At 56.1% G+C, this 9,311-nt stretch carries 7 protein-coding genes and 1 pseudogene; 3 read left to right on the forward strand and 5 right to left on the reverse strand.

Translation table 11 applies throughout. From position 1 onward, the window contains the following. Positions 1–491: 491 nt before the first annotated feature. Positions 492–887 (forward strand): annotated as a pseudogene (locus GNZ13_RS51340) (IS6 family transposase); the annotation flags it as partial. 140 nt (positions 888–1,027) lie between these two features. On the opposite strand, the gene GNZ13_RS51345 reads toward GNZ13_RS51340, so the two are convergent. After that, entirely contained in the window at positions 1,028–1,948 is a 921-nt protein-coding gene (locus tag GNZ13_RS51345) for a LysR family transcriptional regulator (protein ID WP_172179087.1), read from the reverse strand. A gap of 276 nt (positions 1,949–2,224) precedes the next feature. On the opposite strand from GNZ13_RS51345, the gene GNZ13_RS53720 reads away from it, so the two are divergent. Next, the gene (locus tag GNZ13_RS53720; RefSeq protein ID WP_328807435.1) at positions 2,225–2,317 is read left to right on the forward strand and encodes an SDR family oxidoreductase; all 93 of its coding nucleotides are present in this window, start codon (positions 2,225–2,227) and stop codon (positions 2,315–2,317) included. A gap of 52 nt (positions 2,318–2,369) precedes the next feature. Further along, positions 2,370–2,909 (forward strand): carboxymuconolactone decarboxylase family protein, encoded by a 540-nt coding sequence (locus GNZ13_RS51355; RefSeq protein WP_172179088.1) that lies wholly within the window; start codon positions 2,370–2,372, stop codon positions 2,907–2,909. Between the two features lie 414 nt (positions 2,910–3,323). On the opposite strand, the gene GNZ13_RS51360 is transcribed toward GNZ13_RS51355, so the two are convergent. The 4 genes from GNZ13_RS51360 to GNZ13_RS51375 all read right to left on the reverse strand — a co-directional run bounded on the left by GNZ13_RS51360 (position 3,324) and on the right by GNZ13_RS51375 (position 8,707). After that, a complete protein-coding gene (locus GNZ13_RS51360; protein WP_172179089.1) occupies positions 3,324–4,457 on the reverse strand; it encodes a porin in 1,134 nt (377 codons plus the stop codon). Positions 4,458–5,678: 1,221 nt separating this feature from the next. Then, positions 5,679–6,785, reverse strand: coding sequence for an alkene reductase (locus tag GNZ13_RS51365; protein ID WP_172179090.1), 1,107 nt, complete (start codon positions 6,783–6,785; stop codon positions 5,679–5,681). 90 nt (positions 6,786–6,875) lie between these two features. Beyond that, positions 6,876–7,901, reverse strand: a complete 1,026-nt coding sequence (locus GNZ13_RS51370) for a Vgb family protein (RefSeq protein ID WP_172179091.1) — start codon at positions 7,899–7,901, stop codon at positions 6,876–6,878. 39 nt (positions 7,902–7,940) lie between these two features. Next, positions 7,941–8,707 (reverse strand): IS5 family transposase gene (locus GNZ13_RS51375; RefSeq protein WP_172179092.1). Its coding sequence is split into 2 segments (ribosomal slippage): positions 7,941–8,377 and positions 8,377–8,707, totalling 768 coding nucleotides; the frame shifts between segments, so codons are not numbered across the junction. Positions 8,708–9,311: the final 604 nt, after the last annotated feature.

Raw genomic sequence — 9,311 nt, forward strand, 5'->3', positions numbered from 1 at the left:
TTGCTGTTCTCAACGAAGAATTCTCGGTTAAGAAACTTGCCGTGTTGACCAAGACTTCTGCGGCTGCAAACTCGCCGAGTGCGCGCCGAGCGGCGTGAATTGACCTCCCACGGTTTGGTTCACTCTCCAATGGTCCAGAAGCGCTCCTCGAAGATGGCCGGGTCGAAGCCCTGCTTGCGACCGCGCTTTGCTCTCTTGCGCCCGCGCGGGTTTTCCGGAATGTTGGGAACCATGCCCCGGTTGAAAATGGCCTTGCGGTTGGCCCGGCAGTCTTAGACGCCGTCCAGACTGACGCGCGCGCCATCTGGCTCAGTCTGGGCAGCGCGTCACGGGGTAATCGTCCTTTTCGTGCAATTTCTGGCGGCTAGTGTCTAAGAACGCTTATTTATCAGGGACTTGGTGAATGTGTGTTTCGAAGGAATGTTGCAGCACAGGAGATCCCCGCTGGACGGGGCTCTGCGGGCGATGACCGCAAGAAATTGCACGAAAAGGACGATTACCCCAATACGGTCGATTTCCTGTTGCGGGCGCATCGCAACAAGGCTGCCGCGCGCCGCTATTTCGAGAAAGCCATCGATCGGAACGGCGCGCCTGAGACCGTGACCATGGATAAAAGCGGGGCCAGTCTTGCCGCCCTTCAGGCCATCAACGCTGAGCGGAAAACGCCCATCAAGGTCCGGCAGGTCAAGTATTTGAACATCGCCGTCGAACAGGATCATCGGGCGATCAAACGCCGAGCCAGGCCCATGATGGGTTTCAAGGATTTCCGGTGTGCCCGCATCATCCTGTCAGGCATTGAGACGATGCATATGATCAGGAAAGGTCAGATGAAGGACAACGGCGTTACCCGAACCGCTGCTGCTCAGTTCTATTCGCTGGTTGAATAAGGATTCCGTACCATCGCGGAATTCTCTCGCCTCGCCGAACTTATCGCGACACAACCTAGAACAACCCTCAACATAATGGGAAAATGGCGAGGCACCGCCAAATGACCGTTCATCAAACGCACTGCAGACATTCAGCGCATTTACTCGCTGGCCATCTCCTGGCTGACGTACTCGACGAAGGCTTTGACCTTGGCCGAATGCCTACGCTCACGAGGGCTCACCACATGGACGGGGATGGCGGGCGGCGTCCAATCCGGCAGGAGTTGCTGGACCTCGCCGCTCGCCAGTTCCTGATCGAAAAGCCACGTCGGTGAATAGCCAATGCCCATTCCAGCCAGGACCGAAGCTCTCATGACTTCGCTGCTGTTGGTTTGCAGGTTGCCTTCGACACGCACGATGCGCGTCGTTCCTGCAGGTTCAGACGTTCCCGGGCCCGCCGTAAAATTCCAGTGATTACGCATGGGCTGTTCCGTGTAGACAATGCAGTTGTGCTGGGAAAGGTCTTCAGGAATAGTGGGTGCTCTTGTCCCCTTGGTTAATGAACGCAGGTAACTGCGATGGGCGACGAGCATCCGGTAGGTTGTCCCCACGCGCCTCGCGATCAGGCCGCTGTCTGGCAAGTCGCCGATACGCACCGCCACGTCGATCCCCTGTTCAACCAGGTCGATGAAGCCGTCGTGAAGCCTCAGGTCGATCTTTACGCCGCCATGTGCGGCCAGAAATGACTGAATCGTCGGCATGAGTTTAAGGCGCCCGAACCCCACCGACGCCGCGACTCGCAGCCACCCTGTCAGTTGCTGCTCGCCGCGTTGCAACGTGCTCTCGGCCTCCGCAATCTCCGTCACGAGGCGCCGCACCTGTTCGAAGTAACGCTCGCCGTCTTCGGTCAGCGCGAGTGAGCGCGTCGTGCGCGTCAGCAATCGTGCCCCAAGCTCGCGCTCCAGCGCCGCGACCTGTTTGCTCACGGCGCTCTGGGTTGTGTCAGACTCGCGCGCGACCGCCGAAAAGCTACCTGCTTCGACAACGCGCACGAAGGTCCTCATGGTCTGCAACTTGTCCATTAACGCTCAACCTATTCCAAACGGGACTTGATGATATTCCTTCAAAGCGGCTAGATCAACCGGTTGGAATCAGTCAAAGTGCAGTCATGGCACGCACGCGGTCGTTGGTCTCACGAAGAGCGCAGCCCTCGAAGGCGCCGCCGGCGTGCGCGTCAACGCTGTGGCGCCCAGCCCTGTGGCCACCGAGATGCTCGATCATTTCGTCGGCGGCAGCGAGGTGGCAAAGCGGGCTTCCTTGCAACGATACCGGCGCGACGCGCCGCTGCCCCGGAAGAGATCGCTCAAACCATCGTGTTTCTTGCCAGCGACAAGGCGCGCTACCTCACCGGACAGTCCATTGCAGTAGACGGCGGTTACACCGCGCAATAACGCGTCGGCTAACCCACTTATCACGTCGTTTTTTCAACCCAGGAGAACCAGCATGACCACCATCAACGTCCCCACCCGCGACGAAGTTTCCCCGGCCAATCAGGCCATCTTCGACAACCTCAAGAGCGGCCTTGGCATGGTGCCCAATCTCTACGCTACGCTCGCCCATTCCGAGAATGCGCTCGGCAGCTACCTCGCCTTCCAGAACGCGGAGAGCAGCATTAGCGGCAAGGCACGCGAAATCGTCAACCTCGTCGTCAGCCAGGTGAACGCCTGCGAATACTGCCTCGCGGCCCACACCGTCATTGGCAAGATGAGCGGTTTCACCGATGAGCAGATCCTTGAGATCCGCAGTGGCAAGGCAAGCTTCGACGCGAAGTTCGACGCATTGGCGAGACTCGTCAAGAACATCGCGATCAACCGCGGACAAGCGGACCAGGCACTGGTCGCTGCCTTCTTCGCCGCTGGCTGGACCAAGGCTAATCTGGTCGACGCGATCGTCGTCATCGGCGACAAGACGGTGACCAACTATCTGCATTCGACGACTCGCGTGACGGTCGACTTCCCCGCTGCTCCGCAACTGCCTGCCTGATCGTTGTTGGCGGGTGAGCCGTGGACGTCAAGCGATGAGCGCGACGTCCGCCTCACCCGGCTGACTCAAGCAAAGAAAGCATTGCCTGGCCGTTTAACCTTGGCATATCGATAACGGGGCCCAGGCAGCGTCCGTCGACGAAGTCGAACGCAATGACGTATCCCGAGCGACGCAAAACAAATGTCCTCCAGGACCGGAGCGCAGGCCCCGAGGACGATGAAAGCTCATATTCGGATCCGCCCGGAACACGCGGACAAGGCTACCGGTTGATCTGTCGTCTTCGCGTACGGTGCATGCCGCGTCCGGCCTTCCGAAGGGGAAATCAGAACCTCTCACCCTGCCGTGCCGAAATGGGTAACGCAGCGACCGGCGCTACGTCGTTCACTCTCGCTTACCGCTGATCTCGCGGCGCACTCAGAACTTGTGGCGAATGCCGATTCGCCCAACTATCTGTGACCTTGTGCTTGACTGCTGCCCAGCGACGCCCTGGTAGATGTCAGCGTTTGCGCCGCCGAATGCCTTTTGATAGATGCCCATCAGGTATACATCCGTGCGTTTCGATATGAAGTAATCTGCCATCAAGTTAAACTGACTGTACTTCGGCTTTGCGCCATTAAAATCAACCTTCCCATCTGTGAAGGTGTAGCCCCCCCCCAACGTCGTTGCCGACGTTACGTAATACTGTGCCCAGACCTCGTAATTACCAAACCTTACCGTGTTGCCTTGCAATCCGTTGGAATCCTGGAATCTGACGTTCGTGAAGTCCAAACCGATCCGAGCCTGTCCAACAATGTACGTTCCACCAACGCCAAATGTCTGCATATTACTTGGGCTACCAACGTAACCAAACGCCCCTAGTCCATTAGAGACGCCTGGTTTCGCAGCACCAGGCTGAAAATTCCCTTCGGGGAATTGTGAAGCTGGATTCTTCGCGTAGAAATAGGCCGCTCCAAGGTACAGCCCACCATTGGAATAGCTCGCTCCAGCCGAGATCGTGCTGTTCCGGCCAAAACTTCCTGCAACCCCGCCGAGCGCGTACATCGCTTCTACGGACAATCCATTCCACGTTGGCGTCACGTACTTGACGGCGTCATTCACGCGAAAGCCGTTATTGGAGTTGTCAATATCGCTCGGGCGCGAGAACAGCGCTCCCGATGAGTTAAATGTGAGCGGCTGAATGATATCGACGAATGGATCATACTGACGACCGAGGGTCAGCGTACCCATAGTCTGGCTCGCCAGACCAACATATGCCTGGCGACCGAACTCAAGGCCACCCTGGCTCATCTTTCCATTGAAGACGTTAAGGCCGTTCTCAAGCTGGAAGATTGCCTTGACGCCACTGCCAAGGTTCTCCGTTCCTTTCAGTCCCCAGCGACTGCCTTGCGCGATACTGCTTTGCGTCTGCCAAAGACTGTGTCCTGCCGAGTTGTTCGTATACGTAATGCCAGCGTCAATGACGCCGTACAGCGTGACGCTACTTTGCGAGAACGCGGGAACAGAGACGATACTAGAGAGAAAAGCTGGACCTATGCATTTTCTAATCATTTAGGTTTCCTACTTTTTTATTGGAACTTTACGTTCAGACAATCTCAGAACGATCTTTCTTCGCGATCGTCAACCGCCTCTCGTAATGTTGCGGATTGTGAGGCTTCGCCGCCCTCGCTCGTCACATCCCATCCGCCATGGCCGTCCGTGAGCACTCGGCGCCTCTGACTGCTGCGAGACCAAAAGCGGTCTCGGACCCGGCGCCTCGCTATCAAAACATGTGGCCCACATACGCATGCCCCTTTTCAACCATCAAGTGAACACCATCGGGTCGGCCCGCTTGCTCTGAATGGCCCATCAAACGCATGTTGTGTGCATAGTCTGGCGCTGGTAGTTCATGAACGCTCATAAATCGGTCCCTTGAGCGGATGGCGACAGAGTTCGAAGTGGCTAATGCCTCGATAAAGCGACGACGATTACGCCAAGAGGAATTAGCCACTGGCGATGTGCCGGAATATCCCTCCCACTGTATAGAGTTCGTGCGCTTCCGACAGCTCCCTCTCGTTGGCAGGCTCCTGGCCAGTCAACCAGGAACCCAGTTGACGCCCTCTTTCGTAGCAACGAATCCCGAACGTCGACGTAGTTCGGCATACTGCCGAAATGCGCCGCTTAAGATCCCGTCTGACCGGTCACATGCTAAGGAATTCTCCGCTGGCGATATGCCGAGGTACTCCGCCTATGCTGTGAAGCTCCTCGGATTCAGTTTTTTCTCGCTCATTTATTGAACCGTCCCCCGTCAGGCACGCGCCAAGCTGGCGGCCCCTTTCGTAGCACTTAATACCAAATGGTCTACGGAGCGCGGAGTACGCCCGCAAACTTCCTTCCAGATCGGTGCCGGTGCCCAACACTGAGCGAGTGCAAGGGCATCACCCGCGGCCTTGGGAGGTTCCATAACCGACGTGCGGCCGTGCGACGACGGCTGCATTGCCTACAAGAGCGATTCGTCCCATCGAGAGATCGGGCGACACCAGATCATAAATTGGGGTGAAGAACGGCTGCTGGACTTGCCGCAAGACCTCAAGCAAGGGCGGGGTAACCAGTTTTTGCGCGTCCCGCCGCATCTCGCTGATCGTGTCATGACGGATTCTTCTGACAAGCTTTTTTTTGCATCTTCCTAGGAACCGCTACCGACGGCTTCAACTTTCGGCTTAACGAGCAGCGAACTGATTCGACGTCGATCGTTAGATCGGTTTGCGGTAGCGGATCCTTGCGTTTGATTAACTAGGCCGACACGGCCTCAAGAACGGGGTAGTCCGTGTAGCCTGTTTCGCCACCACCGTACAGTCCGGTGTATCGAAGCTCGTTGTACGGGCCGCCATTCGAAATTCGTGCAGGAAGATCTGGATTGGCCAAAAACATGCGGCCGAACGCAACCGCGTCAACTTTGCCGTCAGCGATTAGGTCTTCCGCAGCCTCGGGCGTGATCCCGGCATTAGCGATAATGGGCCCCTGATAGTGCGGCTTCACCATATCGAGAAGTTCCGGAAGATCCGGCGCACCAGCCCAAGCGTTGATGTCGCAGATATGAACGTATGCAACACCGAACTCTTGAAAGATTTGAGAAACGTACTCATAGGTTTCGCGAGGATTCGGATCCCGAACGTTATTATATGCGGCGGTCGGAGATATCCGTACTCCTACCTTGCTCATCGGAACTTCGAAGCGAATGGCCTCAAGAACCTCACGAACGATGCGCGCCCGATTTTCTACCGATCCACCGTACTCGTCTTCGCGAATGTTGATTGTCGGAGACAGGAACTGGTGCAACAAGTAGCCGTTAGCAATGTGTACTTCGACACCATCGCAACCTCCGTCAATCGCATTCCTAGCAGCGGTCCTATATTCGTTTACCGCTTCTCGAATTTCACTGATTGTCATGGCCCGAGACGGTGTGGCGGCGATGCGCACATAGCTGCCGTTCTTCAAGAGCCCGTAGACTTGCAACGCGTCGAGATCGTCGTTTACACCGGACGGTGACAACGGTTGCGCGCCGTCGAGAATACCCTCTGCGCCAACCCGGCCACAATGCCAAAGTTGCAAGAAGATGCGGCCGCCAGCTTCGTGAACTGCTTTCGTAACTCCCCGCCATCCCTTGACCTGATCCTGGGACCAGATACCAGGTGCGTGCTCGAAAGCACATGATCGCGGGCTGATATTTGTCGCTTCGGTGATGATAAACGCGGCGCTGGCACGTTGGGCGTAATACTTCGTGTTGGTCACGACCGGCACGTCGCCTTCTCCTGCGCGACACCTAGTTAAGGGCGCCATAACGATTCGGTTCGGAATCTTCATGTCCCCAACTGTCCCAGCATTAAAGAGTGACGGCATTTTTCTTTTCTCCTACAGTGTGATGTGAAGTTGGTATGCGGGCCGTGGCCCGTTAGGGCTTAAAGTCCCCGCACGCTTTTCTGATTCGCCTCAGGGCTGACGAGCCGATGGCATTTTAGGAATGAAAATTATTGATTGAGCATTAATGCCAGGGCTTGACACTACGACCTTATCGAATTTGCCGGTCGACAACCTGTAGCGCACGATGTTATTTCGTCCAGCTGAGTACAAGTCTCCGTCGGGCCCGAAGGTTATCCCCCGGGGCCTCTCGGTAACTCTGTGTCCGTCTACGTCGTAACCCGCGTCGAAGACTTGCTTCAATGCGCCAGTCCGCTCGTCATATTCACGAACGGTGGTGTTGGCACTCGGATCGTTAAACGGACGTTCGCTGCCTGAGAAGAGATCGCCGTTGGGGCCCACCTCTGTGTCGGTAGGACTCAGGCCGGGATCATCAACTTTGAAAGTCTCATCTAATCTTCCGTTTGGCCAAAAGCGTAAGATCGTATTCTGTCCTTGACCAGTCGCCGGATCGGTTCCGCTGGCAAGGTAGACCTTGCCAGCGGAGGTGACAGCCAAGCCTCGCGGGTACTTAACGTAAGTTTCGTGCTCGAACGTTTCGGGGCTCGACATTTTCACCAAATCGAACGCTACTATACTTTTACTTTTTCGAGCGCCAACATAGTAACGCCCGTCTTTTCCGAACTTGCTTCCACCCGGGTCCAAGTTTTTGAAAAGTGGTAGCTGACCGGCGAACGTACCCGTCTTAGCGTTGAACATGAGGATTCGATCGTCGCCATTGTTTACCATCACTCGATCACCTTGAGGAGTCAGGCGGATGCCACGTGGATCCGTAATTTGCGCGCCTGAGCCGAAGGTGCCAAGGTACTTTCCGGTCACGGCGTCGAACCTAAAAACGCCGTTCTTATGGTCACCGGTACCATATGAGGCGCTCGTGACAAGCATCTCGTAGCCTGATAGTGCGCTTGCTTCCGCGTGCGCCGGTTGAAAGATGGCACTCGTGCAAACAAGCGCCCATCCGAAGCCTATTTTTTGCATCACGTCTCCTTGGTTTTTTTCCAGCATATTTTGGATTACGGATAACGTAAATGGCAACATCCGAATAGCTGCTATTCCACGTCGGAATGTTTCGGCATGCTAGGCAGTGTTCACATTTACGACTGGCCCAAACGCGCAGGCAAGCGATGCAAAGACGAGATAGCTCTCGGCAAGCTTGTCATATCGAGTGGAGACGCGGCGAAAATGCTTGACGCGATTAAAAAACCGTTCGACCAGGTTGCGTGTACCGTACAGCGCACGGTTGTAGCGTCGCTTTGTCTTGCGATTCGAACACGGGAGAATCACGACCTTCGCACGGGTAGCCCGAATCCGTTGCACGAAGTGGTCAGCATCGTAGCCCTTGTCTGCGATCACCGCTCCGGTGCGCAGATGCTCGACCAGTTGCGCGGCGCACGAGATGTCTGCGACCTGTCCTTCAGTGAAGATCAGTCGCAACGGGCGACCTTTCGAATCCACCGCCAGATGCAGGTTGGTGCTCAGTCCACCTCGAGAACGTCCGAGCGCTTGCGGCCCACTTTTTTTAAGGCCGCGGCCGAACGCTGGTGCGCTCGCACGATCGTCGAATCGATCAGGATGTGCTCGATTTCCGTCTCGCCTGCCAAAGCATTCGCCACCCGCGCCCACACACCCTTGCTTCGCCAGCGCGAGAAGCGGATATATACCGTATGCCATCGGCCGAATTCCGCGGGAAGATCGCGCCACGGACTGCCGGTTCGGGAAATCCATAGCACTGCTTCGAGGAACCAACGATTGTTGGATGCCGTTCGGCCACGGTCGTCTTCCTTGCCCGGCAGGATAACTTGGACTTTGTTCCATACTTCGTCGCTCAGTAACGTTCGTACCACCCTGTCTCGTAGCGCAAAAGACAGGTTGTAAACACATTTTTTCAAATGCAATCAGACCCTAGGACCGTTGCGGGATACTGTGTATTGCCGTATCTTCATCCGCTAAACGGTTTCGGTATATCGTTGTACATGGATCCCCGCTCTTTGCGATATTTCCTTGACGTCGTAACCGCTGGAAGCTAATGCCGCTTCCGCTGCCATTGCCATTGCCATTGCCATTGCCATTGCCATTTGCATAGCGTCTTCGTGACGAGCATCATCATGTGTATGCTGGCGCTGGTGTTCGGTAAGCTGGCAGACCGTGTCGGCCCGTCTAAGTCGCGGCCTTTGTGCCGCCGCAGCCGTCGCAGTTGATGGACCACAGACCAAATCGCGCGAACGTGATTCAATCGTGCGATGTGTTCGTAGATGCAAGCGGTCTGGTCTATTCGACCGACTAAAACGGCGGCCTCTGTATCCTAGAGTACTAGGGCTAGACCCAATACTGTTAACAAAGTCGAATTTGTGTTAACTTTCAAGCGCCTGCAACGACAAGAAGAGCTTGAAGATGGCAAGAACGGAAGCAACGCTGCCCGGTGGTGCGAGGCTCGCGGACTATCTGGCG

It is taken from the genome of Paraburkholderia elongata, from assembly GCF_013177735.1.
Lineage (GTDB): Bacteria > Pseudomonadota > Gammaproteobacteria > Burkholderiales > Burkholderiaceae > Paraburkholderia > Paraburkholderia elongata.

What these genes read in the sequence shown, in the direction of transcription:
- GNZ13_RS51370 (WP_172179091.1), bottom strand. Translation starts at nt 7,901, where the DNA reads ATGTTGCCATTTACGTTATCCGTAATCCAAAATATGCTGGAAAAAAAC.
- GNZ13_RS51345 (WP_172179087.1), bottom strand. Translation starts at nt 1,948, where the DNA reads ATGGACAAGTTGCAGACCATGAGGACCTTCGTGCGCGTTGTCGAAGCA.
- GNZ13_RS51365 (WP_172179090.1), bottom strand. Translation starts at nt 6,785, where the DNA reads ATGCCGTCACTCTTTAATGCTGGGACAGTTGGGGACATGAAGATTCCG.
- GNZ13_RS51360 (WP_172179089.1), bottom strand. Translation starts at nt 4,457, where the DNA reads ATGATTAGAAAATGCATAGGTCCAGCTTTTCTCTCTAGTATCGTCTCT.
- GNZ13_RS51355 (WP_172179088.1), top strand. Translation starts at nt 2,370, where the DNA reads ATGACCACCATCAACGTCCCCACCCGCGACGAAGTTTCCCCGGCCAAT.